Annotated in this window: 20 protein-coding genes, 1 tRNA gene and 1 pseudogene; 9 read left to right on the top strand and 13 right to left on the bottom strand. The window is 41.2% G+C overall.

The window, feature by feature from the left end:
• The first annotated feature begins 123 nt into the window (after positions 1-123).
• Together FCR06_RS01365 and FCR06_RS01370 are read left to right on the top strand one after the other, a co-directional pair.
• Positions 124-647: pseudogene (locus FCR06_RS01365) on the top strand (helix-turn-helix domain-containing protein).
• A 125-nt stretch (positions 648-772) separates the two neighbouring features.
• On the top strand, positions 773-1,420 hold the full coding sequence (locus tag FCR06_RS01370) for a GNAT family N-acetyltransferase (protein WP_138497061.1): 648 nt from the start codon (positions 773-775) through the stop codon (positions 1,418-1,420).
• A 540-nt stretch (positions 1,421-1,960) separates the two neighbouring features.
• Here the strand turns inward: FCR06_RS01370 and FCR06_RS01375 are convergent.
• Positions 1,961-5,869 carry a choice-of-anchor D domain-containing protein gene (locus FCR06_RS01375; RefSeq protein WP_138497062.1) on the bottom strand — a complete coding sequence of 1,303 codons (3,909 nt, stop codon included), beginning with the start codon at positions 5,867-5,869 and terminating at the stop codon, positions 1,961-1,963.
• A gap of 169 nt (positions 5,870-6,038) precedes the next feature.
• A complete protein-coding gene (locus FCR06_RS34135) occupies positions 6,039-6,167 on the bottom strand; it encodes a hypothetical protein (RefSeq protein WP_262984634.1) in 129 nt (42 codons plus the stop codon).
• 1,529 nt (positions 6,168-7,696) lie between these two features.
• Between FCR06_RS34135 and thiD the strand changes: the two genes are divergently transcribed.
• The 3 genes from thiD (at position 7,697) to FCR06_RS01390 (ending at position 9,957) form a co-directional block, all read left to right on the top strand.
• Complete coding sequence (thiD, locus tag FCR06_RS01380) at positions 7,697-8,530, top strand: bifunctional hydroxymethylpyrimidine kinase/phosphomethylpyrimidine kinase (protein ID WP_138497063.1); 834 nt, start codon at positions 7,697-7,699, stop codon at positions 8,528-8,530.
• Between the two features lie 172 nt (positions 8,531-8,702).
• Positions 8,703-9,257, top strand: a complete 555-nt coding sequence (locus tag FCR06_RS01385; RefSeq protein ID WP_138497064.1) for a hypothetical protein — start codon at positions 8,703-8,705, stop codon at positions 9,255-9,257.
• 361 nt (positions 9,258-9,618) lie between these two features.
• Complete coding sequence (locus FCR06_RS01390; protein ID WP_012410794.1) at positions 9,619-9,957, top strand: P-II family nitrogen regulator; 339 nt, start codon at positions 9,619-9,621, stop codon at positions 9,955-9,957.
• Between the two features lie 214 nt (positions 9,958-10,171).
• Here the strand turns inward: FCR06_RS01390 and rdgB are convergent, their stop codons facing one another.
• The 8 genes from rdgB to FCR06_RS34140 form a co-directional block, all read right to left on the bottom strand.
• On the bottom strand, positions 10,172-10,750 hold the full coding sequence (rdgB, locus tag FCR06_RS01395) for an RdgB/HAM1 family non-canonical purine NTP pyrophosphatase (protein WP_138497065.1): 579 nt from the start codon (positions 10,748-10,750) through the stop codon (positions 10,172-10,174).
• A gap of 149 nt (positions 10,751-10,899) precedes the next feature.
• Positions 10,900-12,336 (bottom strand): phosphoglucomutase/phosphomannomutase family protein, encoded by a 1,437-nt coding sequence (locus FCR06_RS01400; RefSeq protein WP_138497066.1) that lies wholly within the window; start codon positions 12,334-12,336, stop codon positions 10,900-10,902.
• 195 nt (positions 12,337-12,531) lie between these two features.
• A complete protein-coding gene (locus tag FCR06_RS01405; RefSeq protein WP_138497067.1) occupies positions 12,532-13,821 on the bottom strand; it encodes a glycosyltransferase family 4 protein in 1,290 nt (429 codons plus the stop codon).
• 523 nt (positions 13,822-14,344) lie between these two features.
• A complete protein-coding gene (locus tag FCR06_RS01410) occupies positions 14,345-14,827 on the bottom strand; it encodes a plasmid segregation centromere-binding protein ParR (RefSeq protein WP_138497068.1) in 483 nt (160 codons plus the stop codon).
• Positions 14,828-14,832: 5 nt separating this feature from the next.
• A complete protein-coding gene (locus FCR06_RS01415) occupies positions 14,833-15,981 on the bottom strand; it encodes a ParM/StbA family protein (RefSeq protein WP_138497069.1) in 1,149 nt (382 codons plus the stop codon).
• A gap of 217 nt (positions 15,982-16,198) precedes the next feature.
• A complete protein-coding gene (locus tag FCR06_RS01420; protein ID WP_138497070.1) occupies positions 16,199-16,822 on the bottom strand; it encodes a DedA family protein in 624 nt (207 codons plus the stop codon).
• A gap of 576 nt (positions 16,823-17,398) precedes the next feature.
• Entirely contained in the window at positions 17,399-18,481 is a 1,083-nt protein-coding gene (locus FCR06_RS01425; protein ID WP_138497071.1) for a Gfo/Idh/MocA family protein, read from the bottom strand.
• Positions 18,482-18,550: 69 nt separating this feature from the next.
• On the bottom strand, positions 18,551-18,676 hold the full coding sequence (locus tag FCR06_RS34140; RefSeq protein WP_262984635.1) for a hypothetical protein: 126 nt from the start codon (positions 18,674-18,676) through the stop codon (positions 18,551-18,553).
• 542 nt (positions 18,677-19,218) lie between these two features.
• Here FCR06_RS34140 and queC point away from each other — a divergent pair.
• Complete coding sequence (gene queC / locus FCR06_RS01430) at positions 19,219-19,899, top strand: 7-cyano-7-deazaguanine synthase QueC (RefSeq protein WP_138497072.1); 681 nt, start codon at positions 19,219-19,221, stop codon at positions 19,897-19,899.
• Between the two features lie 4 nt (positions 19,900-19,903).
• On the opposite strand, the gene FCR06_RS01435 is transcribed toward queC, so the two are convergent.
• Together FCR06_RS01435 and FCR06_RS01440 are read right to left on the bottom strand one after the other, a co-directional pair.
• Positions 19,904-21,301, bottom strand: a complete 1,398-nt coding sequence (locus tag FCR06_RS01435) for a hemolysin family protein (protein WP_189523293.1) — start codon at positions 21,299-21,301, stop codon at positions 19,904-19,906.
• 101 nt (positions 21,302-21,402) lie between these two features.
• The gene (locus tag FCR06_RS01440) at positions 21,403-22,104 is read right to left on the bottom strand and encodes a hypothetical protein (RefSeq protein ID WP_138497074.1); all 702 of its coding nucleotides are present in this window, start codon (positions 22,102-22,104) and stop codon (positions 21,403-21,405) included.
• A 296-nt stretch (positions 22,105-22,400) separates the two neighbouring features.
• Here FCR06_RS01440 and FCR06_RS01445 point away from each other — a divergent pair.
• Positions 22,401-22,473, top strand: a tRNA-Ile gene (locus FCR06_RS01445).
• Between the two features lie 121 nt (positions 22,474-22,594).
• On the opposite strand, the gene FCR06_RS01450 is transcribed toward FCR06_RS01445, so the two are convergent.
• Positions 22,595-23,011 carry a hypothetical protein gene (locus FCR06_RS01450; protein WP_138497075.1) on the bottom strand — a complete coding sequence of 139 codons (417 nt, stop codon included), beginning with the start codon at positions 23,009-23,011 and terminating at the stop codon, positions 22,595-22,597.
• A 101-nt stretch (positions 23,012-23,112) separates the two neighbouring features.
• On the opposite strand from FCR06_RS01450, the gene pyrE reads away from it, so the two are divergent.
• Together pyrE and FCR06_RS01460 are read left to right on the top strand one after the other, a co-directional pair.
• Positions 23,113-23,736 carry an orotate phosphoribosyltransferase gene (pyrE, locus tag FCR06_RS01455; RefSeq protein WP_138497076.1) on the top strand — a complete coding sequence of 208 codons (624 nt, stop codon included), beginning with the start codon at positions 23,113-23,115 and terminating at the stop codon, positions 23,734-23,736.
• Positions 23,737-24,026: 290 nt separating this feature from the next.
• Positions 24,027-25,385: a pentapeptide repeat-containing protein gene (locus tag FCR06_RS01460; protein ID WP_138497077.1), complete on the top strand. Its 1,359-nt coding sequence runs from the start codon at positions 24,027-24,029 to the stop codon at positions 25,383-25,385.
• Positions 25,386-25,524: the final 139 nt, after the last annotated feature.

Below are 25,524 nucleotides of genomic sequence, written 5' to 3' on the forward strand. Positions count from 1 at the left end.
TTTTTCGTTAAGACTCAACAATTTGTTTTTCAAAGCAAACACTAATTGGATTACTCACATAATAGACCTCTTGCAAAAGTCCCATAAGCGTGGTCAAAGTAGCTTAGAGTTTTCTTAAGATCTATGAGCTACGAAAAGGTAAAGAGCCTCAAACTAGAAGAATTCAAACGCCTGTGTGGTCTGCATCCGGAGACTTTTAGCCGGATGATAGAGGTAGTGCGATCGCGCTCAAAAATCAAGCTGAAAATAGGACGACCTGGAAAACTGAGTTTGGAAGACCAATTATTGATGACATTAGAGTATTGGAGGGAGTACCGGACATACTTTCATATTGGCCAATCTTGGGGAGTAAACGAGTCAACAGTATATCGTATTATCCGTAAAATTGAAGATATTCTCATCAGTTAAAAAAAATTTTATTCCAGAGAAGAAAAAATTTTCTGACTCGAATTGTCAAACAGAGATAGTGGTAATAGATGTTACCGAAAGCCCGAGTTATGATTGAGCATATTAATCAGAAACTGAAGATATTTAAAATTTTATCTGACCGTTATCGCAATCGAACAAAAAGATTTAGTTTGAGATTAAATCTCATCGCTGGCTTGTACAACTATGAGCTTCGTCTCGCCAAAACTGAATCTGCGTAACTGACTTTTGCAAGAGGTCTAATGACCAGATGGGTGATGAAAAGTAGAGTGTATCAGTTATTTTTATAATCACAAATGACTAATGACGAATTGGTATTATCTGTCTATGAAAAAATTATAAAATCATGCAAAATCGAACTTGGCAGCCACCTGACTTTTTTCAACTCAACGGTCAATTTGTCACACTTAGTCCCCTGATTTCAGAAAGAGATATAGATGTTTTATATGCAGCTTCACATGGCAGTCCCGAAAAAGAAGCCGTATGGAATTATCTATTTTACGGGCCATTTGATACCCCTTCGAAAATGAAAGACTGGGTAGAAACAAACCTAGTAGATAAATCCGATCCTCTGACTTGGACAGTCTTTGAGAACTCAGCAAAGACTCAAGTGGGAATTGTAGCATTACTCGCGATCGCCCCCAATCATGGTCGTGCTGAAATCGGTCATGTATGGTTTACTCCCGCAGTCCACAAAAGTAAAGTCAATACAGAATCACAGTTTTTATTACTTCAACATCTTTTCGATCACCATTCTTATCGTAGAGTTGAATGGAAATGTGATTCACTTAACCATGCAAGCCGGACTACTGCTGCAAGGATGGGATTCATTTATGAAGGTCGTTTTCGACAACATATGTTTGTTCGTGGAAAAAACAGAGATACCGATTGGTTCGCCATGACAAATAAAGAATGGCCACGCTGTAAAGCCAATTTTGAAAAATGGCTTTATTCTAACCAGAAAATTTCATTAATGGAGCTAAACAACATTTAAGTAGGTGGGTAGTAAAATTTATTGTTGAGGTAAGGTAGGAGGCACGAGGAAAGAAAGTTTTAGTCTAGTTAATCTTTCTTCACATAGTTTGGTTTTATTGCCCCGACTTACTTAGTGCATTTGGTTGCCTATATGATTGTCAAGTAACCCGGATTTCTCATGAGGCAGAAATCCGGATTAGCAAGAATCGGGTGTAGAGACCCATTAAAGAATTTAGTTGGTCATCGAAAAGATAAGAGAACAAGGGGATGACTTGGTGACAAGGGACAACCTTTAATAAATCCCTCCTCTTGTCCTCTTCTAGTTAATACTTAATGTTCTTGGTCTAGTACAGCAGAGTGGAAATAAACCAACCATTTTAAATGTCTAAAACCCTTGTGAACAGCTAATTACGAATTACGAATTACTGTCTTCGAAGCGGTAGCGATAGCGAAGCGTTAGCGACGGAGGAGCGTCGGAACGAGCGTCATTACGAATTACGCCTTGCAGTACTAGTTCTTGTCTGACATCTGCTTTAAAACACTTGGTTATTAAAAAGAACTAAATAGTCATAAAAATTGTAGAAGACTGAGCCAAGAGTGTACTTGCATTGACATTATCCAACTTTGCTAACACTTGATTCTCAAGACTATCTACAATCAAGGCTTGACTTCCTTTTTGCTGTATCAGTAATTGACCAAACTGGAGACCTCCTGAGAGGGCAATTTTATCTTTATTTACTTCAAAGTCAAGAATGGAGTCAGTGCCCTCACCCAAAGCCAACACAAAAGTATCAGCACCATAACCTCCCGTGAGTGCATCGTTGCCTTTACCGCCGTAAAGCCAGTCGTCACCTGCACGACCGTAAAGTTGGTCATCGCCGATACCGCCAAATAGGGTATCGTTACCATTATCGCCCCAGAGATGGTCATTGCCACTATCGCCATACAGTAAGTCATCACCATCTTGCCCCCAGAGAGTATCCTGTCCTTCACCTCCCCAAAGTTGGTCATTTCCACGATTACCTACAATCGTGTCTTTACCTCCAAAACCATAAATCTTGTTAGCTGAGGCATTGCCTTTTAAATATTCAGAACCCTCAGTCCCATTGAGAACCTGAATTTCCGGAGTGGGAGCAGGTTTAACTGTGCCACCAATTGCAAAGTCAAACGGGCTTTCATTGCTATCATTGTTGCTTAAAACCAGACTGCCACTATAAGTGCCAGGTGTCGTAGTGTTGAGTGCCACTGTGATATTGGTAGAAGCATTAGCAGCCACACTAGTGGGCAAAGTTCCTACTAAACTAAATCCGTCAGGAAGTTTGAGATTACTCAGACTGAGTGCAGCTGTACCGATATTGTTAATCGTAAAGGTTTTGGTCAGAGTATTGCCAACAATGGCCTCACCAAAGTTGATGGCAGTTGTACTTCCATCTGCAATGTCAACTTTGCCATCAAGAACCTGAATTTCCGGAGTGGGAGCAGGTTTAACTGTGCCACCAATTGCAAAGTCAAACGGGCTTTCGTTGCTATCATTGTTGCTTAAAACCAGACTGCCACCATAACTGCCAGGTGTCGTAGTGTTGAGTGCTACTGTGATCTTGGCGGAAGCATTAGCAGCCACACTAGTGGGCAAAGTTCCTACTAAACTAAATCCGTCAGGGAGTTTGAGATTACTCAGACTGAGTGCAGCTGTACCGATATTGTTAATCGTAAAGGTTTTGGTCAGAGTATTGCCAACAATGGCCTCACCAAAGTTGATGGCAGTTGTACTTCCATCTATAATGTCAACTTTGCCATCGAGAACCTGAATTTCCGGAGTGGGAGCAGATTTAACTGTGCCACCAATTGCAAAGTCAAACGGGCTTTCATTGCTATCATTGTTGCTTAAAACCAGACTGCCACCATAACTGCCAGGTGTCGTAGTGTTGAGTGCTACTGTGATCTTGGTGGAAGCATTAGCAGCCACACTAGTGGGCAAAGTTCCCACTAAACTAAATCCGTCAGGGAGTTTGAGATTACTCAGATTGAGTGCAGCTGTACCAGTATTTTTAATCGTAAAGGTTTTGGTCAGAGTATTGCCAACAATGGCCTCACCAAAGTTGATGGCAGTTGTACTTCCATCTACAATGTCAACTTTGCCATCGAGAACCTGAATTTCCGGAGTGGGAGCAGATTTAACTGTGCCACCAATTGCAAAGTCAAACGGGCTTTCATTGCTATCATTGTTGCTTAAAATCAGACTGCCACCATAACTGCCAGGTGTCGTAGTGTTGAGTGCTACTGTGATCTTGGTGGAAGCATTAGCAGCCACACTAGTGGGCAAAGTTCCCACTAAACTAAATCCGTCAGGGAGTTTGAGATTACTCAGATTGAGTGCAGCTGTACCAGTATTTTTAATCGTAAAGGTTTTGGTCAGAGTATTGCCAACAATAGCCTCACCAAAGTTGATGGCAGTTGTACTTCCATCTACAATGTCAACTTTGCCATCGAGAACCTGAATTTCCGGAGTGGGAGCGGGTTTAACTGTCCCACTAATCGCAAAGTCAAAGGCGCTTTCATTGCTATCATTGTTGCTTAAAATCAGACTGCCACTATAAGTGCCAGGTGTCGTAGTATTGAGTGCCACTGTGATGTTGGTAGAAGCATTCACAGCCACACTAGTGGGGAGAGTTCCCACTAAACTAAATCCGTCGGGGAGCTCAAGCTTACTTAGATTGAGTGCAGCTGTACCAGTATTTTTAATCGTAAATGTTTTAGTCAGAGTATTGCCAACAGTAGCCTTACCAAAGTTGATGGCAGTTGTACTTCCATCTGCAATGTCAACTTTGCCATTAAGAACTTGAATTTCTGGAGTGGGAACAGGTTTAACTGTGGCACCAATTGCAAAGTCAAAGGCGCTTTCATTGCTATCATTGTTGCTTAAAATTAGACTGCCACTATAAGTGCCAGGTGTCGTAGTATTGAGTGCCACTGTGATGTTGGTGGAAGCATTCACAGCCACGCTAGTGGGGAGAGTTCCCACTAAACTAAATCCATCAGGAAGCTCAAGATTACTCAAATTGAGTGCAGCTGCACCGATATTGTTAATCGTAAAGGTTTTGGTCAGAGTATTGCCAACAATGGCCTCACCAAAGTTGATGGCAGTTGTACTTCCATCTATAATGTCAACTTTGCCATCGAGAACTTGAATTTCTGGAGTGGGAATTTTAATAGTTGAGGCTTCGTATGCACCAATATCAATCACTGCAATGCCATTACCATCCCCATCATAAGGAGTGTTTCCAGTTATTTTATTAAAGGCATTGGAACCACCATCAATCGCAACACTTCCTGGTTTGAGTGCAAAATTACCAGTCACAGCATCAACAAATTGCGGATCTTTACCCAGAATCAAATTAGTTCCTGTCTTGTTGTAGTTATTAGTGTTGTAAATTAAATTGTGGTCAGCTTTAATATTTTTAGTTGAGCCACCTACAACATATGATTGGCCATTATTTTTGGCATACATAATGTTATTTACAACGTTTACATTTGTAGATGGACCACTAATCAAAATCTCACCAGCATCTTGGAGATCGGGATGTTGTGAGTTTTGGTAAGTCGTGTTGTTGACTACATCGACATTGGAACTTTTAAATACCTGGATACCAGCGCCACCATTGTTGTAAGCAATATTGTTGGCAATTAATGTTTTTCCAGTATAAGCTTTTTTGTCTAATCCTAAGCTATCGGCCGAATCAATCATAATGCCATGACCTTCAGTGGCTTTTCCATTAGGACTTTCCCACCAAGGAATGTAAGTGTAATTGTCGTAAACTGTATTATTCCGAATGATTATTTTATAGTCAGTAGTATTGTTATCTAAGTTATGGTTATTGAGAGTACTAATACCACTTGTTCCCCAAGGACTATACCAGGATGTTTCAGATACGGTATTCCCTTCAATCGTCAGATAATCAGCTTCTTTTGATCCAATTCCTGAACTTCCAAACTTAGAAATAGTGTTGTTGCGAACTACTATGTGGTGAGAAATATTATTTTGTTTATCTGGCTGGATATAAATCCCAGCTCCATTGGTTAAGGGATTAAGTTTGTTTGATTCTTGAGACTGTGCATACTTCAATGTTATTTGGTCGTTAGCACCGACCATCGTCAGACCTTCAATCACTATGTACGAGGAGCCGACAATGTTGATGGCTTGGAAATTCGTTGATTTGATCACAGGATTGTGACCAGGATACGCCGTGAATGTGATTGGTGCTGAGGAAGTGCCGTGTTTTTGATTGATACCAAGGACTGGGTTATTAGGGTATTTACTTTGCTCGTAAGTACCATTCATCACGTATACCGTGTCGCCTGCCTTTACTAAGTCTGCGGCTTTTTGGAGGGTACGAAACGCGCTTGTTTCTTTCAAGCCATTATTGCTATCGTTACCTGTTCCAGAAACGTAGTATACTTTGCCAGCCATAGATTAACTCCGAATATGTGTAAGGGAATTGGTAGTAGACTCTTAGCGAGTCAGTTCATTGCTAAGTAGTTAGTGTTCGAGTGTTGAGCACAGTCACAGTTGTCCAATCGCAACTTCAAATTGCGTCAGTGGTAGAAGCGCTGTTGTCAAACTAAAAATTTTTCTCCTGTTAACCGTTGATGGTTAAACCAGGGATGTCGATACCGTCAATCGTCAGGGTGTTGTTGGGAGTAATCGGACGATTAGAGGATGTCTGAATAATCGATAGCTTTGGGGTCAAATCAAATCGGATCTGCACTGCGATCGCAGATGCTTTATTTCAATACGGTGATCGTATTTGGTATATAATTTCTCTGAACTTTATCTGTTGTCTGAGGTCAGAAGTTGCCACGGTATGGGAAAGCGCACCTCTGGCTGATAACCAGGGACTTAAAATTACAGTGGTCAAAGCTGATTGTTTCAAACTTTAGTAGGTCGATCCCTTAAGATAAAGGGACTAATCTAATAACTTAGTCAAACCTGTTTTAATCCGTGTAAGCAAGTTTTGTGAACTCAATTTAGACTAACCTTCACAAACAGTGATTGATATCAGTGAATACTCAGATATTTGTAAGATTTTTTACAGAAAAACTCAAAAATTTATGGAAAGTTTGTAGTGGAGTCCTGTTAACTTGCAGTCCAACATGGAAATAAAGAGCTCTTGATGCAAGGATTTGATGAAGTTACTTGAGAATTTAACTCGCTCCATGCGATCGCCACTTCAGAACTTTTTTCAGAGCGAAAACTGCTACAATTTGTGATGACAGATATTTTGTGCTTCATATAAAGACTTTATCTTCTCTACAAAAAGCAATGTTGAATGTAAATTATTCCTCTGTTTTCTTAACTCTCGAAACAAGAAAATAAAGTTTCTATCCTCAAATCTAGAAATAATTATGGATAGGGTAATTGCATATTGATGTTAATCATCAAAATATTTTTCCTTCAGAATTTTACTGAGCATAATATTTCCAGCTTTCTCTCGAAAAAAACTGGAAGATTAAGTTATTCCAACCTTGTTGTTAAGCAATCAAATGAGTTGATATCCTTCTTTGTTTAAAATATTATTATGTCTATTTGATTCTCGATCTATACTAAAGAAGTATATATTATTAAGTTATTTGGGTAATTTGTATATTTAGATACTAATTTGTTTAATGGTATGAGGGCTATACTAAGCCTTAGACATACTTCTAAGGCTTATGTAGGGCAATTTCAAAAGTTTTTCTTTCAACCAGTTAATATTTAACCAAGTAACTAAGTAAAACGGTGTGGAAAAACAAAACTATGCTAAGAAAAATTAAATAGGCTTAAACCCTCTTTTCTCTAGCCTATCTGCCGACGCTCTCTACGAGACGCGCAAGGGACACGGACACGGCTTAGCTCCCCTATCCCGCCTCCTGCTTCATCCCAACGATAAATATTCACACTAACCTACTTATAGCGGTTCAGTTATGTAGAGAAACTGTTAAACTCATCGCTTATATTTCAGGTTTGAAACAAGCTTAACTCACAGACCTACAAAATTTGGGCTTAAGCAGTTGGAAAAACGTTTTACTAGACAATTATAGTGAATTACATACAGGTAGAATGTTGAGGGCTCTGATTTGATTCTAATTAAAAATTTTTGGTCAAAAGTTAGGTAATTCGTGCATTCTGTTGCTGCGCGGTCACAACAAGATCGCTGAAAAAGCGATGCCCTTGCACTGGATATAATTTAATCAAAATGATGTTTTAAATTACTTTACCCACTGCTGCTACTGTATTCCAGTAAGTTGAATCCGCTATATGAATGCTGAAATCATCTCCAAAATACCTGTTGCTTTAACTATTGCTGGTTCAGATAGTGGTGGCGGTGCAGGAATTCAAGCTGATTTACGCACCTTTGCTTTTCACTGTGTCCACGGTACTAGTGCTATAACCTGCGTCACCGCACAAAACACTCTCGGAGTAATGAGGGTTGATGCCATGCCAACAAAAGCGGTTGTGGCGCAAATTCAGGCAGTGGTTGAAGATATTGGTGTACAAGCTGCCAAAACAGGAATGTTGCTGAATCAGGAAATTATCTTTGCTGTTGCCCAGCAAGTAGAAGCTTTACAAATCGATAATCTAGTAGTAGATCCAGTTATGGTGTCACGTACTGGGGCACAATTGATTGATGATGATGCTGTGAAGACTTTGTGCCATGCCCTTATCCCCAAGGCAGCTATTATCACGCCTAATCGCTACGAAGCCCAAATTTTGAGCGGTTTACAAATTAATTCCTTAAAGGATATGCAAGCCGCTGCTGAAATTATTTACAAGACTTTACGGACAAAGGCTGTTTTAGTCAAGGGTGGAGGTATGCAAGGGAATTTACGTGGCGTTGATATTTGGTTTGATGGGGAAAAGTTGGAAGTTCTAACTACAAAGCAAGTACAGACAACGAATACCCACGGTACTGGTTGTACGCTATCGGCTGCGATTGCTGCTAATCTGGCAAAGGGAAAGAATTTGTGGCAGGCAGTGCAACAGGCAAAGGAGTATGTAACTACCACACTGACTTACGCCCTAGATATTGGCGAAGGACAAGGGCCTGTGGGGCACTTCTTTCCATTATGCGAATTGAAGGCTGAGGACTAGGGACTTTCTAATATCCAATTCCCAACACCCAGTACCTAATACCCAGTCTCCGATAAAAAATCTTTGCCGTCTCGGCATTTTTCTATTATTCTTGGGCATAGTTTCAGGGCTGACTATCTCTGTTAGCATCTCTGTACAATCTAATCACTTTGATTTTTAATACCAAGCCCCAATGCGAACAACCACAGGTTCTGTTCACAGGAATTCGTCAACACAGACTAGTCAAGCGTACCCTCCCTCTGTACCACTATCTGTATACCGGGAATTGTCAATGGAGTTGCAAGCAACTCAAGCGAGGCTAGATGCACTTACCACGAAAAATCAGCAATTAATACAAGAAAATCAACTACTACGCCAAGAAATTACCAAAGTCGTTGAGTCTTTTTCACACTTGCAAAATTTTGTAGGTTCCTATGCAATTTTTACTGAAGACCAGGCTTTCCAAGCTTCTGGCAAAGTTAAAAGTGCCGCCAAGCAGCCAGTAACACAAGTGCCTCCACCTCAAAAAAGACGCCAGGAGTTTTCTACACCTGTAATCGAGAATATTTCCATACCACAACCAGTTTTTATAGAAGAACAAGAAGTAAGTTATTATTCTACTGCTAAGCCAGATGCCAAGGAAGTTAGCGGCTGGTGGTTAATTATTACCATCTTGTTAATTATGCTTACTGCCTTCACTGCTGGGTATTTAATTGTGCGTCCTTTGTTTGAACATCAAAAAAGTTAGTTAACACTCCCACAGTCAGCAGCAACCTTAGGGGCTATCGTACAATTTTCTTTTTTATCAGTCTTTTGAACATCTAAGCGTATCCACTCGATAGCGGAATTTATCTATTTTTAGGTAACAAACACCACATAAAAGAATGCTAATTTGACAGCAATTTCTTTATGTTACAAGTTTAAGGATTATTAAATTACTTCATCAAGGCTGCTCTTAGGTTCAAAAGCACTCACACCAAGTATCTACAAATTTGAAAAAAGCGATAATTATTACATATGTTTTAGCAAAGGCGCTACTAGTTACAGTTTCAGACAACAGATCTGGTTAGATAGATAAACGAAGCTAGTACAAGTCACAAGTCAAAGAAATGAAAAAAGTAGAAGCTATTATCCGCCCATTTAAACTTGATGAAGTAAAAATTGCCTTGGTTAATGCTGGGATTGTTGGGATGACGGTTTCTGAAGTCCGGGGGTTCGGACGGCAGAAAGGTCAAACTGAACGCTATCGTGGTTCTGAATACACTGTTGAGTTTCTCCAAAAACTCAAAGTGGAAATCGTAGTTGACGACAATCAGGTTGATATGGTAGTAGACAAAATTATCGCTGCTGCCCGCACTGGTGAAATAGGTGATGGTAAGATTTTCATCTCGCCTGTTGAGCAAGTGATTCGGATTCGTACTGGCGAAAAGAACACAGAAGCAGTTTAAAAAAGTACAGACGCGACGCCAGTCGCTACAACGGGGGGAACCCCCCAAAGTTCTGAGCGGAGGAAACCTCCGCTCAGACTTCTCTTTGCAACGCGTTGGCTCATTAATCGCGTCTATACAAGAGTAAAGAGTTACGAGTTAGGAGTTATGCTAAATCCTCATTGATTATTCCTAAACTCACAACTCTTAACTTTTTACTCTTAATTCTTAATTCCTAACTCTTAACTCTCTCCAGTTGACCAAGTAAAGCTGTAAAAGCCTTGCCTCGATGGCTAATTGAGCCCTTTAACTCCGGTGTCATTTCGGCAAAGGTCAATTGCAACTCTTGCACATAAAAAATTGGGTCATAGCCAAATCCACCATTACCACGAGGTGCATGAAGAATTTCGCCACGACAAATACCTTCAGATTGTAATGCGATCGCACCATCAGGATGAGCGATCGCCACTGCACAAACAAATTGCGCTTGCCGATTTACCTCATTGCTTAATTCCGTCAATACCCTAGCAATGCGTTCTGAGTCGGTTTTGGCATAGCGTGCAGAATACACTCCTGGTGCGCCATTTAAAGCATCTACTTCTAAGCCAGAATCATCAGCAATCGCCCAGTTTCCTGTTACTTTGGCAATTTGCGACGCTTTGAGACAAGCATTAGCAGCAAAGGTTTCACCTGTCTCTTCAATATCTAATTCTTCAGGTTTGAGGGTTAATTCCCAGCCAGAATTTGCCAAGTAAGCTTGCATTTCCCGCAACTTACCTGGATTTCCTGTAGCTACTACAAGTAATTTGGTCATTAGTCATTGGTCATTAGTTATTAGTTATTAGTCATTGGTTATTGGTCATTTACCAAGGACAAAGCGCAAAGTCTGATACGCAGGAAACCTCTGCTCATAACTTTGTAACAGAGGACAAATGACGAAGAACAAATAACTAATAACTAATTTTACTCTGCCCACTGTTTCGCCCAAGCAAGAGTTTGATGCACTTGCTCAAGGGTTGGGGCTTCGCAGTAAAGGCGTAAAACGGGCTCAGTTCCGCTAAAACGAATCATTAACCAACTTTTGTCAGCAAGACGGTATTTGTAGCCGTCAATTGTTTGGCAATCAATTACTGCTTTTCCAGCAATTTCTGTTAAGGGTGTAGTTTGTAGTTGTTGTAAAAGACGCGATCGCACTTCCATACTGGCTAAGGGTAAATCAATGCGATCATATGCTGAGTTAAATCCTGTCTGTTGCTGTAAGTGGCGATAATATTCACCCAAATCTAAACCTGATTCTACAATCGCCTCTAGGACATACAATGCTGACAGCAGGGCATCACGTTCGGGAATATGACTGCCATAGCCAATTCCTCCCGACTCTTCACCACCTAATAAAACTTCTGCTGCTAACATTCTGTCAGCAATGTATTTATAACCAACTGCTGTCTCAAATACTGACAGGTTATGTAGTGCTGCCACAAGGGGCATCAAGTCAGAACCACTGACAGTTTTGACTATTTCACCCTTAAAGCCTCGCCGCAGGGTTAAGTGGTCAATTAATATCGGAATTAACACTTGAGAACTCAAGAAGTTAGCTTCCCCGTTTACAGCCGCGATCCGATCGCAGTCTCCATCAAATACCAATCCTACAGATAAACTTGATTTATTTGTTTCTCGGTGAGTTTTGATAACTTCAAATAGTTTGGAAAGGTATTTTGGTAAAGGTTCCGGCGCACCGCCACCAAATAGGGGATCACGTTCGCTGTTAATTTCTTTAACCTTATCCCCTAATAGTTTTCCCAATCCACCAGCCGCAGCGCCATGCATAACATCAGCAAATACCGTCAGTTTCCCAGAGGCGATCGCTTCTCTAATCTTGGCAATATCAACTTTACGTTCTAGTGCTTGGGTGTAACTCGGCCAAGGATCGAACTTCTCTTGCTTGCCTGGGGTAGCTGCGGGTGGTACTCCTTCAACCAACAGTGCTTCTATCTCCTTTGTGACTTCTGGCGATACCGAGCCACCGAAATATCCTTTGACTTTTAAGCCTAAATATGCGCCCGGATTATGACTGGCTGTAATTACTAGTGCTCCTAAGGCATTGAGTTGTTTTGCTGCCCAACTAAAAGCCGGAGTTGGGGCATAGGTTTCACTGAGTAAAACATCAAATCCGACAGCGGTGACAGCATCGGCGACAGCACGAGCAAAATCTTCCGCCATAAATCGGCGATCATAACCGACAATTATTGTCTGGCTACCCACCGTAGAATAGTATGTATCATATAGTACTTTTGCAGCGACAGGCGCGACTAGGGCTAGGCGTTCAAAGGTGAATTCATCTCCAATAACGCCCCGCCAGCCGTCTGTACCAAACTTGATTGAGTTAGCTACAACTGCCATCTAAGTATCCTAACTGTCTACCTGAGGATTCTAGCATTTATACAGTGTACAAAGTAAAAAAAGAATCTAGTATTAACATCTAGTAGGAATATTCGGCTGTTTTAACACAAAAGCGAGTGAATTTCTGAATCTAGAGCGGACAAACGCACGGTAACTCAAGGCTATTGACGGCGAAGACGTTTGCACTCAAGGTCTTTAAGTCGTTAAAGTTAAACTAAATTGGGTGCGTGCTTCTTCATACACAGACAAGTAAGAACGTGTAATTAGTTCCAAATTAAATTTTTGTTTGGCTTGCTCACGAGCGCGATCGCAGAGTTTTTCATGTCGCTGTTTGTTCTCAATCGTCCAAATAATTCCATTTGCTAAGTCCTCATCACTAAAACACTTAGCTCGATAGCCATTCTTTTGGTGATCAACAATATCTTTTAAACCTGTCGAATCAAAAGAAACTACAGGTGTGCCACAAGCTAGAGATTCAGAAGCCGTTTGTCCAAAAGCTTCTTCAATTGATGGCACAATCATCACATCAGCTGCTGAATAAAGAAGTGCCAACTTATTTTCATCAGAGATTTTGCCCTGATAATATACCTTGAAACCAAGCTCAACTGGATTGGACGGTTGAGATGCACCAAAAACAATGAGTTCTATCTTGTTTTTCCACTCACTAGAGCTTAACTTTTGCAATGCTCCTTGCAGTAGATGGAATCCCTTTCTCTTGTTACCAGTTGCGTTGAGCGCTCCGAATAAAAGCAATTGCTTATTTTGCGGTAGCTTAAGTAAGTTTCTTGCTGTTTGACGCTCAATTGGTTTATATATGCCAATATCTAACCCGTTGGGAATAACTTTTATCTGACTATTTTGAAATAGTGAACTTGACTGAGCACATTCAGCAAGCCACTTGCTAGGGGTGACAATCGTCAATTTGAGATTTTGCCATGCTTTAGCTTTGCGCCTCCAAACCCAACTCGATAAATCAAAAGTTTGGTTACTACAGAGTAGAGGACAATTTCCACAGGATTTTGTATAGCGATCACACTCTTTGCTATAGCAGCATCCTCCAGTGAATGCCCACAAATCATGGAATGTCCAAACAATAGGTTTATTAAACCTTGCCAGAGCTTCAATTGGCACAAATCCGTCACATATCCAATGGAGATTAATAATATCTGGATTAAGAGTAGCAATTTGCGAGGTAAGATTATTGGGGAGCCACTGTAAGCGCATATATATAGGATTGCGTTTGCTATGACCATAAAGTTTTAGCGGTAAAGCATCCAAAGAAGGACGAACTTTCGATATTATTTGGCCTAATTTTTTGGGATAAGAGATTACAGTTGGATCATCAATTTTCTTATCTTGGACTAACATCTGGGAATTAATTCCTAACTTAAGTAGTCCCTGATGTAATCTATAAGCTGCACGTGCATCTCCTGCTCCTTCTTCTGCTTTTGGATCGCAAGTATTTATCAACAGAGGGAAAATCATTTTTGTATTACCTACTAGATATCTCCCAAGAATACTAAGTCCGCTCTGTGACTGAATTTCAATCAGCGATCGCCAATTGTCTACTCAGTCATTTCCAACTTAATAATCATGACTTCATACAATTACTGTTGATAATAATTTTAAAGGTATAGGATTTTTTCTTACCTGAGTAATATTTTTTCTGCTTTTTATATTTCTTAAGTCTTCTCTAGCCTGTTCTGAGGTATCTACTATTGCAGATTGAGGGCAGGACTGTCGTCAACTCACGTGCAATTCATCTCAGCACTTTCCTTTAAGTAGGTCAGAGGCTTCTTGCTATCTCAGTTAAAGCGCTGAGCGCACGGTAAAAATGTATGTGTGATCGCTTTTTTTACTAAACTTAATTAGTTGCAAAAACCCAAAGCGGCTTGCCGTTAGAAATCTAATTTTTAAAAAATATGGATAAATATTAATAATCCTTAATAGTAAAGACTATTAAGGATTGATGACAGCAGCAAAAACTGCTCAAAAACCTGATTTTTTCTTAAAAATCATCGAGAAACTGACTAAGGCGACTGATTACAGGGTCAACCTCTTGAGGAGGGGCAGGAATAGTATAAGAAGTATTATTTACTACTTCTATTGGAGTTGGAGACTGAATTAGCGATCGCTCATTGACTATGAGTGCCAGTTGTGCAACTTGTTGAGAAAGTTGCAGTAGGTGGTGTTCCATCGCCTCCAAACGATTAGATCCCTTGGCAAAAAAACGTTCCTCAAGGCCAGCTACTTGACGTTGCAGCTCGCCGATTTGTTGTTCAATCGGTGTTGTTGTTGCTGCTGTTTTTGGAGCAGGTCGTACAGATTCCGGTACACATAAGGATTGCCACAGTGCTTCTTTACATAGGTCACTGAAAGTTTTGTCGGGTTGTTTCTCCAAATAACTTTCCACTTGTGCTAACAAGCTTTCATCAGCAAGCCCTGGGTTGAACGTGACGGATTTAACTACCTTTTTTGACCATTGGAACATTAGTTTTAAGCCCTAGCAGCGCGAACGGCGGACAATTGCGCCTCTCCATAAATATACTGCCCTAAAGCATTCGCCTGCCGGGAAGGTGCAGATAAATGAGCATTAATCTTTGCTTCCTTGAGCAGACGTTGAACATCTTCCCAGAAAAACTCACCACCCCCGCCAGTGAGAATCACATCAGTAACACGTTCTGGCAACCAGGCTAGCACACGGCTGCAAATTTCCCGGGAAAACATCTCTATGAGATTTGGTAGAAAATCGTCTAAGTTGGCGGGCTTGCTAGCGCCTTTCGGACGGTAAAAGCGTTCGCCCTTGGGTTTATTGACAGCAGAAATTAAGGCTAGAGATTGACTATCTGCTCCCTCAATTTCGGCAGCCACCAATTCATAAAACTTATTCATCCCAAAGTCTTCACTCCTAGAAGCACCTCTGGCAAAGCGGAAGTTATCTACCATCAAGAGATCGACAGTTTGATGCCCGATATCAACGATCGCCACCGATATTTTTGTAAAATCTGGACTGCCGGGGCTTTTCTTCGGTTGAGCTTCAGACCATAGCAAGCTGCCGTAGCCTTCTGGCATCACCCAAACCTTATTCACGTTCAAGGAGACAGATTCGCCTCGGAAGTTTAACAAATGAGGCCCACCTACTTGGCTGATTAACTGTGCTTTTTCCTTTTCAAATTGCTCTAGAGAAAGAAAAGGCAGACCCAAAACAACTGAAATATCGTCTTTGAGTTTGAAGTAGCCAGCACTTGCTAACACTTTTATCAGTGCAGCCTCTACCTTAGATTGCCCTACTCCTAAATTCGCTCCAAAATCTGCTGCTAACTGACCTACAGCATATCCGTTGCCTTGATATTCCAGCCACAAATCCATCAAAGGGTCAGTAGCGCGGGCTTCAAATACACCACCGCGTACTTGTTCTATTGACATCTGCTTGACGTTGGCAGGTACAAACACTACACTACCGGGTTCGCGACTTACACAAGTTTTTGTAGAAGTTCTGCCTAAATCAACACTGAGAATAGTTTTGCCTGAAGTTGTCGCTGGCTTTGCAGGATTAACAGCATTTATGGGAGTTGATGCCGATACTCTATTCATCGGTATGGCAGCGGCATTAATGGGGGTGGCGGCGGAAGGTTGGTCTGTCATGAAAGCTCCTAGTTCTAACTTAACTGTAAAAAGTTGTCATGCTCATCTTACAAAAATGCGAGCAACCAGAAATTCTAGGTTGCGTCAAGTGTAGCTAGAAATACGCCAAAAATTAATTCTGGCAATTGCACATCTAGTATTATTTGGCATAGTGTAGGCGAATTTTGGTCAGATGTAACCCCTGCTTTCACTGCTTTCAAACCAAAAGTACCTCTGTTTATCTTCTGGTGCGTCTGAGTTGTTGCTTGAATATCCAGAAAACAAATGTTAGAACCAAACCCCCAAGCACAATTTTGGACACAGGAGCAAGATACTTATCCACAAGTTCATACTGACTACCCAATATATATCCTGAGTATGTTAGCAAACCCACCCAAGCAGCGCTACCTAAGGTTGTGTAAAACACAAATGGCAACAAGTGCATATTGCCGATTCCTGCAGGAACAGAAATCAAAGTACGGATTCCTGGTAYAAGACGACCAATGAATACTGCTTTGGTACCTTGTCGGTCAAACCAGCTTTTAGCCTTAGTAATATCTTTACTAGATATAGCCAGCCATTTCCCATATTTGTCAGCCCAAGCTTGCAAACGCTTTTCGCCCAAAAACTTACCTGGATAGTACCAAATAAGTGCCCCTAATACAGAACCCAAAAGTCCTGCAAAAAATACACCAATGAAATTGAGCTTTGCCCCGCCAGGTTGATATGGACTTGCCGTAAATCCAGCCAGTGGCATAATCAATTCTGAAGGAATGGGGGGAAAGAGATTTTCTAGAAACATCAGTAGGGCGATTCCCCAATAGCCCAAAGAGTTGATAGTATTAGTTATCCATTCAAGCATTGGGTCGAACCCTAAAAATTACTGTACTTATTTTTTTACTAAATTCAATGTTAGCTTTCTCAAAATTTAGAGCAATTTTCTTTAGTGTGAAGTACAAAGTTAGAGGTTTTGAGCTAGGAGGTAAAAGACACCAAACTCTGTATCTTTGATTTTGAGTCCTGGGTTTTGTAAACCACCTACCCACTTACTTGCAAACGGCTGTAACTATCTGTCCTTGTTAGAGTCAACGTAACTCAGCTACACTAAAAATTAGTTTTGCAACTGAGAACAGAATCACAGACATGGTAACTAGGTTTTGTTTTCTAATTAATTAGATCCTCCTTAGCTTGGTTTTTAAAAGGACTAGGGAGGATCGAAAGACTTTATGACAAATTTAAAAATATAATGTAGAGTTCTGTTCTGAGAATTAGGTATTGGGACATTGGGAGTATTGAGTTAGGAGCAAAGCCAGGAAAGCTTTGCTCTGGTGAGGAGTTAAGAGTTATTATTCTCCCCTGAAGCTTCCCTACCCTATACTTGTGTGCTTCGCTACTCCTCTTGTCCCCTGCCCTTGAAGCACCTGAAGCTCCTTTAGTTCTAGACTGTCGGCGTCAATGATTGTACTCTTGGTTCCGATTGCCAGTCTAAAGGATTCCAAACTCTTTCTTCCAGTGCCATCTGCTCAATTAAACTGGCCAATCTCAAGGCTTTGAGAGCTTGTTCGCCACCTACTGAGGGTTGATTGCCACCGTGTACGCAGTTGACGAAATGTTCTAATTCTGCACTCAGAGGTTGAACATTGCTGGTGTAGACTTTTTCAATCACACCATCCTGCCTGTAAAGTAGTTGTCGATGGTCGGTAAGAGAGTTAGGATTTGTTTGTCGGTGAATCAAAATTTCATTCTTGAGAAAATCTGCCTCAGTAAATGAATTTTTGCAGTGGGCAACAATCCGGCGAATTTTGCGATGAGTGACTTTACTAGCAGTAAGGGTAGCGACTATGCCATTAGCAAAGCCTAAGGTGGCAGTTACGTAATCTAAATAACCGGAATCTAGGGCACGGCTACCGCTAGCGGTCAATTTGGTCACTGGGGAAGCTGCTAATTCTAGAAGTAAATCAATGTCATGAATCATTAAATCCAGGACAACCGAAACATCGTTTGCTCGATCTGAGTAAGGACTCATGCGGTGGGCTTCTAATGCCAGTAATTCTTCTGTTTTTAGCACTTGGCTAAGTTCCCTAAATGCTGGATTGAAGCGCTCGATATGACCTACTTGGAGGATACATTGAGACTCAGCAGCAGCATTTACTAGGGATTCTGCTTCAGAAATACTGGCTGCGATCGGTTTTTCAATTAAAACATGAATTCCCGCTAACAAACAGCTAATGCCCACGGCGTAATGCAAACGGGTGGGAACAGCAATACAAACTGCTTCCACCAGGGGTAGCAAGTCACAGTAGTCTTCAAAAAAACGCACTTTGTACTTGCTGGCAGTTTCTAACCCTCGTTCGACGTTTATATCTGCCACGCCGACTAGTTCAACATCTTTCATTGAACTCAGGACGCGAGCGTGGTGTTGTCCCATGTTACCCACCCCAATCACGCCTATGCGGATTGGTCGTGGCTGGTTGCGCTGTGTATATGGATTCGGTTCTGCCAGTGACATGCTATTTTGCACTATTATTCTCTCCTCAACCACCAAATTTAGAGACGCTACGGCCGTTGGCGTTTATACAAAAAAAGCCAGTTACGATCCGTCTAAAACCATCCAGATGGTAACATAGAGGCTATGTTTATGAAGAATTTCAAAGTTTGCGATCGGTTCCCGCAATCCAGCTATCTTTTGTATGGATACTTCGGCTTTGGTTTGCACTTTGCATTTTATAGAAAAAAATGTATGTCTTTTTATTAACTTTAGAATATTCGGTAAGACTTAAGTATAAATTCTGGAAAATTCTCAGGGTCGGTTTTTTGTGCTGGGATTTTGCTTAAGATTGAGTTAGACAATTAATTAGTAGCTCGATATCGAATTGAGAGTATTAACATTACAAAATAATAGACGAGTAATACCTATGCTTTTTTTGAGAAAAAATGGTATAGGGAATTACTGCCACTGATTACCTGAAATGATTTTTGGATGATTATTTGCAACATCTGTCGTAGACAGTTCGTGTCTTGTCGTACTCCTGCAAAGAAGCAAGCTAGCAAGAGCGTCTCATTGGCGTAGCCTCTGGCACACAAGAGAAGACATCGCACCGCTTTTTAAGAGAAACTGGTATGGATTGTTTGTTGGAATATCTAGGGTGCAAAGGTGTTCACAATCACTCATAGAAGTTAAGAGTGTTTTTGGCATTGCTTGTTAGCATCTTGTTGAAGTGTAATTTGGTAATTTGAAATCCAAAATTTACAAGCGATATGAAAGCCGTAATTTTGTTATCTGGAGGATTGGACTCTTCCACAATTTTGTACAAAGCAAAGATAGAAGATGGTTGTGAATGTCATGCTATTTCTTTTGATTATCAGCAGCGACACCGACGAGAGTTACACTCAGCCGTGCTGATTGCTCAAAAGGCTGGGATCGTAAAACATCAGGTGGTCAATTTTGATTTACGACAATGGGGTGGTTCGGCACTTACAGACGACACTATTGATTTACCCCAGAAGCGTACCCTGGATGAAATGGCTCAAAATATTCCTGTTACTTATGTTCCGGCTCGTAATACAATATTTTTAAGCTTTGCCCTGAGTTACGCCGAAGCGATCTCAGGTGAGCGTGTCTATATCGGCGTCAATGCCTTAGATTACTCAGGATATCCTGACTGTCGCCCCGATTATATCCAAGCCATGCAAGAAGTTTTTCGGCTGGGAACTAAACAAGGACGCGAGGGACAACCAATTGATATTGTTCCACCCCTGATTAACCTAAAAAAAACTGAAATCATTCAACTAGGTAACCAATTGGGAGTTCCTTGGGAACTAACTTGGTCTTGTTATGCTGGTGGTGATGTCGCCTGCGGTGTGTGTGATTCTTGTCGTTTGCGGCTAGCAGCTTTTGCCGAATTGGGACTTGTCGATCCCCTGACATATGCTTCTTGAGTTATCAGTTATTCCTAACTCCTAACTCTTCTAAACGTCGCAATTGAATTTGATGCAGGCGTGGTCCGATAACTGACATCACAGTGAATTCGAGATTTTGATAATAGAAGGTTTCGCCTTTGGCAGGAATTTTCTGTAATTGATACAGCAAAAAACCTCCCAGTGTTTGGTATTCTCTTGTCAAGGGTAAATCGAGATTTAATACTTCGTTGAGGTCTTCGAGGTTAATTTGTGCCTGCACCAGAAATTTCTGCTCATCCAACATTTGAATTAGCAAATCGTCGTTGTTTTCAGGTTCGCTAGCGTCGCCAATGATTTCGGCAATCACGTCTTTGATGGTCACGAGTCCTACAGTACCGCCAAATTCATTAACTACCATGACCATAGCTGGTTTCTCTTGCTGCATCATCGGCAAAAGTTCACTCAAGGGCGTGTGTTCTGGAACAAACCGAGCAGGACGCATCCAAGGTTGGATCTGTGTTTCTAAAGTTAGCTTTCCTACAGCTAAAGGTTGTGCCAAATCTTTAAAATAAACAATGCCGCGAACATCGTCCAAAGACCCACCAATTACAGGATAGCGGGAGTAACCAGTAGTAGCCATTTCTTTGAGTAATGTCTCGAAGGTAGCATCTTTTGGCAGCGCTACAATACTGGTGCGGGGGATCATTACAGCATGAGCCATCACATCCCCAAACTCAAAAATATTATTTAGCAGTTCTCGCTCTGCACGTTGTAAACCTGTAGACCCCCATTCTGTAGAGATAATCACTTGTAATTCTTCCGGGGTGATAGGCGGCTTCCAGCCTTGACCTGTGTATTCGATACCAAAAATTCGCAGTAAGCAATGAGTTGATTGGTTGAGAATCCAAATGAAGGGGCTAAAAAAACGCACGATCGCTTTGATCAAAGGCCCTAAAAATCGAGCTAGCTGTTCTGAATACAGCATCGCCAATGATTTAGGACATAATTCTCCTAAAACAATTTGCAAATAGGCAATTAAGAAAAAGGCGATGGGAATTGATAAAGAATGGGCAATGAAGGTAGTGATCCCACTGGGTAGAGGCCAGGATTTTAACCATGCATTCACCAGCACGACAATTGTACTTTCTCCAATCCATCCCAGAGCCAAACTAGAAAGAGTGATACCTAACTGGGTGGTAGATAGCAGTCGGTCAATACTGCGTTGAAGCATTTCTACTGCCAGTGCTGGCACATCCCCAGCTTTAACTAGCTGGTGAATACGCGATCGCCGCACGCTCACCATCGAAAATTCCGCCGTTACAAAAAAGGCATTTATGGCAATCAGCAGTAAAACTGACAACAATCGCAGCCCTGCATCTGTCCAAATTAAATTAGGAAAACCACTCACTGCCAAAGCTCGTGTAAAATTCACGTCCTCCATTCAGGGGGACTGGAGACTGGGTATTGGGTACTAGAAAAGAATTTTTCAGTCCCTAGTCCCCAATCCCTAGTCCCCATTACCCCTTATCCCCAGCACTCTTCCTACCTTTCTACAGGAATATTCGATGCCTCTAGCTTTAATTCTTGAGCGGGATAATCAGTCAAAGCAAGTGATATTTTCTTGACATCATCAAGTAAAGCTGTGGGAATGCTTACCGTACCTGAAAATGTTGGGCCATTGGCAGGCAATTCTGTGGGTAAACCTTCTGTACTAGCGCTTAAGGTTCGTCCTTTATCATCGGTAACATCTAAAAAACTATACAAAAAACGCACAGAATCCTTACCTTTGTTCTGCATTTTTACTTTCAGGAGCAAATCTCCACCAGAGTAACGGGCAGATTGCACAGACATGGTCACACCTTCACTCTGGGCAACCACTGGAAAACCTGGCTGCGGTTTTTCTTCAACCACTTGTGGAGGTTTTTCCTCTGGCTTTTGCTTGCTAGTATTAGTTTCTTCATCATCTTCCTCAAGCTTTTGGGATTTAGCAGCCTTGGTCTTGCCCTCAATTCGTGCCTTAACAATTTTTAGGATGTCTTGCTCTTTTAATAACGCTACCCCTCCCTGTTGAGAGTTATTTGTTTTAGTGCTGGCAAATTTAGTTGTGGGACGCCCATCTGGTGTAGTAACGCCTTTAAGTGCTGAACTTCCCAGTTCAAACCCCAAAAAGGCGCTTACAGAACCTGCTCCTAACATTAGGAATAACAAAGTCAAAGTAAGAAGTACAGTAGAATTTATTTTCATTGCTGACAAGCTAACGCACAAAAATGCTGGTTTTTAAGAAAAATGAAGCTTTACACCTTAATTCTTAAAGCAACTTAATCAATATTAGTTTGCACTATTTTATGATTAGATTATGTAGTATAAAAATCTAGGAAACTATTGTCGAGTATTCACAGGTAATATATTTGTGCTAAAATCAGGGGGTTTGCTGAAATTAAGATGGCAAAGGTAGTATACCTTACTCTAAAATTAGCAAATAAAGTTAACTTCAGGGTTTAATTAATTAGCTGATAGCAACTTTAAACCCAACAAAATGAGCGCCTTTGGCCGATTGGGGAGGCAGCGAACTCATAATTCGCCTTCAGGCTGGTTCGATTCCAGCAGGGCGCACTAAATTGTCTAAAAATATAGGGATATGGGGCATCAGGAGATGGGGAAGATGGGGAGATGATTTCGCCCTGCTACTCCATCCTTACAGGATTCCCCACTCTCAGTCCTATCAAGGTGGTATTTAAAACTTGAATTCAGTTCCAACTTTGAGCTTGTTGGTATTCAAGCGGGGAGACATCATTAACGATGTGTCATAAGGATTTGGTAAATCAGGAGTGCGAATATATGGATCGTTGCTTGCTTGCTGAGTCAGGACATCATGATATAAAGTATTAACCAACTCAGCATCGTGGGCTATTTCATTTTCTGGGAAAGAACCACCAAAACCGGAACCAGATCCGAAGAATGAGTCTAGTTGACGCTTGAGGCCACCATTTTCATAAAAATTGCGATCGTGTTGAAAAAATGCCCGTTCAAATACATCATTTGTAGTTTGACTCTTGGGTGTTTGTGTTTGAGCGGCTACAACAGAGGGAAAACCAATACTAGCAGCAAGTAATATTAATAAACCACTAAAGGTTTTTAATTTTATACTCACGTTCCTTACTCCTCAAATTTTTGGCGAATCTTAATTTATGCTTAATTTCAGAACTTTGATCGGTTCAACCTTTGGTGTAGCACAACTTTTAATGTTTTGTAATGACGTATCCTACTGAAACTCTTACCAACTCAAATATTTGGGCAACCACTCCTGATTTGACTAACTTACGCTACAAGCTCTTAGACTTATTTTCTCAACTGGCTTATCAAGAGGGTGATTTCGTTCTCGCTTCTGGGCTACGTAGTTCTTATTACGTAAATAAGATGCAGGTAACACTCCACCCCCAAGGAGCTTTGGCAGTTGGACGGTTGTTATTTCCTTTGCTACCTGAAGATACGCAAGCAGTAGCAGGTTTAACAATGGGTGCTGATCCAATTGTTACAGCAGTGAGCGTAGTTTCGGTTTATGAAAATCGACCAATACCAGCGCTGATTATTCGCAAAGAAGCCAAGGGTTATGGAACAAGAGCTTATATAGAAGGCCCTAATTTACCAGAAGGTGCAAAAATAGTAGTTTTGGAAGATGTGGTCACAACTGGGCAATCTGCTCTCAAAGCAGTTGAGCGTCTTCAAGCAGCAGGTTATACCGTTAATCAAGTAATTGCATTGGTAGACCGACACCAAGGAGGAGGAGAGTTGTACCAGTCAGCTGGGTTGAACTTTCAAGCATTATTTTCGATTAAAGAAATTCAGGAACGCTTTCGACTGCTAGCAAATTCCTAAATAATAGGACTGATACTAATTCGTAATCATGAATTGGTACCAGTTCTAAATATGAAACTAATACACATAGAATTCAAATTGGATATTTCGTGTACATTTGTTAAAAGTCAAGAGCAGCTGCTAGCGGGAGCAGGAAAGTCAGTATTGTTAATTTATTTACCAACTTAATGCTTGAACGATCGCAATTCAATTTTGCAAGCGAATGGAAACTTGACACCACTAACTAGAAGTGCGGGCAATTTCTGATAAAACAGATGTTGAACTGAATCAACTGGGGCAAAATAGAAGACATGACGATTGAATCTAATTCCTCAAATCTACCAACCCCAGAACCTATTCCAGAACACGACTTGCAGCCAGATGACTTTGATGATGGTGTAACTGAAAATCATCTCACCTCAGAAGCACTGGCAACACAACAAGCCTTATCGGCTATTTCGTCTTTGCAATCTTCCCAAAATACAACAGCTCTTAAAAAAGCTCGTTCTGACTTCAAACAATCCATTGCCAAGCAATTCACAGTCAAGCCCAGAGCATTGCTGCTGATCTTCGTAGCGATCGCTGCCACTTTAAGCGGAATTATTTTCAATAACTGGATCGTAGGCCTGATCGGAACACTGGTGACTTTGGTGTTATCCCTAGCAATATTATTGCCTTGGTTGGTAGAAGTTTTTGAAGAGTGGTTTTCACCGCAAGAACGGACATTGTTTGTTGGCTTTTTGGGATTAATCATAGCCATCTTCGGCTTGATTAAGTTCACAGGTATACACGATCGCCTACTTGTTTTAGGACGCCAGATTAGCTGGGATATTGCCGGAACTTTAGCAGATTGGTTTGCCGCTTTAGGACAAATTTTGATCGCCATCATTGCTGTTTACGTAGCTTGGCGACAATACGTTATTTCTAAAGACTTGACAATTCAGCAAAATCTGCTAACCGTCCAGCAAAATATTATCACCCAGCAGCAAACAATTGATTCTTATTTCCAAGGTGTTTCCGACTTAGTTTTAGATGAAGAAGGATTATTAGAAGATTGGCCTCAAGAAAGAGCGATCGCTGAAGGACGCACTGCGGCAATTTTAAGTAGTGTTGATAGCAGTGGGAAAGCAAAAATTCTTCGCTTTCTCTCACGTTCCAAGTTGCTATCACCCCTAAAACGCGATCGTCGATTAGGTAGAGCGATTCTCGATGGTCTGGGTGGTTATGCTGAAGACCGATTAGAAGGTGTGCGTGTCATTGATTTAGGCGTAATACTTGCAGCAGCAGACCTTTCCGGAACTGATTTGCGTTGGACTGACTTGAGCGAAGCTAATCTTGTCCGCGCTAATCTGGCTGAGTGTGACTTAGTAAAAGCCAACCTTTCACGTACCATTTTATATGGTGCTAATCTCACTGGTGCTGACTTTAACGGAGTTAGGCTATTCTACGGAGTAGCAGATAAAGCATCACCCCGCAGTCGTACTGAGCCACCAAATTATCAAACAGGCGAACATACTGGCGCTGTGGTAGAAAAAGCCGATTTCACTAACGTTCAACGGATGTCTGAGTCTGCACGTTACTACTGTTGCGCTTGGGGTGGTGAAAAAACCAGAAATACTATTCCCGGTGGTTGTGAAAGTATTCCTAACAGACTTATCCACGAATCATGAATACTTACCAGGATAGAGTTAGGAACTTCCAACAAATAAATTATTCAATTTCACGCCCATCAAAACGACTTTCTCTCCTCCCTGCTAATAGCTCCCTGCCCTCTGCCCTAAAAGCGTTCGCGTAGCGTCCCGTAGGGAT

Origin of the sequence: Nostoc sp. PA-18-2419 (assembly GCF_005869855.1) — a bacterium.
In the GTDB taxonomy this organism is placed as follows: domain Bacteria; phylum Cyanobacteriota; class Cyanobacteriia; order Cyanobacteriales; family Nostocaceae; genus Nostoc.

Excerpts from the sequence above, each read along its gene's own strand:
- FCR06_RS01460 (WP_138497077.1), top strand. The coding sequence starts at position 24,027 with ATGACGATTGAATCTAATTCCTCAAATCTACCAACCCCAGAACCTATT.
- queC (WP_138497072.1), top strand. The coding sequence starts at position 19,219 with ATGAAAGCCGTAATTTTGTTATCTGGAGGATTGGACTCTTCCACAATT.
- FCR06_RS01410 (WP_138497068.1), bottom strand. The coding sequence starts at position 14,827 with ATGTTCCAATGGTCAAAAAAGGTAGTTAAATCCGTCACGTTCAACCCA.
- FCR06_RS01375 (WP_138497062.1), bottom strand. The coding sequence starts at position 5,869 with ATGGCTGGCAAAGTATACTACGTTTCTGGAACAGGTAACGATAGCAAT.
- rdgB (WP_138497065.1), bottom strand. The coding sequence starts at position 10,750 with ATGACCAAATTACTTGTAGTAGCTACAGGAAATCCAGGTAAGTTGCGG.
- thiD (WP_138497063.1), top strand. The coding sequence starts at position 7,697 with ATGAATGCTGAAATCATCTCCAAAATACCTGTTGCTTTAACTATTGCT.
- pyrE (WP_138497076.1), top strand. The coding sequence starts at position 23,113 with ATGACGTATCCTACTGAAACTCTTACCAACTCAAATATTTGGGCAACC.
- FCR06_RS01370 (WP_138497061.1), top strand. The coding sequence starts at position 773 with ATGCAAAATCGAACTTGGCAGCCACCTGACTTTTTTCAACTCAACGGT.
- FCR06_RS01390 (WP_012410794.1), top strand. The coding sequence starts at position 9,619 with ATGAAAAAAGTAGAAGCTATTATCCGCCCATTTAAACTTGATGAAGTA.
- FCR06_RS01405 (WP_138497067.1), bottom strand. The coding sequence starts at position 13,821 with ATGATTTTCCCTCTGTTGATAAATACTTGCGATCCAAAAGCAGAAGAA.
- FCR06_RS01415 (WP_138497069.1), bottom strand. The coding sequence starts at position 15,981 with ATGACAGACCAACCTTCCGCCGCCACCCCCATTAATGCCGCTGCCATA.
- FCR06_RS01440 (WP_138497074.1), bottom strand. The coding sequence starts at position 22,104 with ATGAAAATAAATTCTACTGTACTTCTTACTTTGACTTTGTTATTCCTA.
- FCR06_RS01385 (WP_138497064.1), top strand. The coding sequence starts at position 8,703 with ATGCGAACAACCACAGGTTCTGTTCACAGGAATTCGTCAACACAGACT.
- FCR06_RS01435 (WP_189523293.1), bottom strand. The coding sequence starts at position 21,301 with ATGGAGGACGTGAATTTTACACGAGCTTTGGCAGTGAGTGGTTTTCCT.
- FCR06_RS01400 (WP_138497066.1), bottom strand. The coding sequence starts at position 12,336 with ATGGCAGTTGTAGCTAACTCAATCAAGTTTGGTACAGACGGCTGGCGG.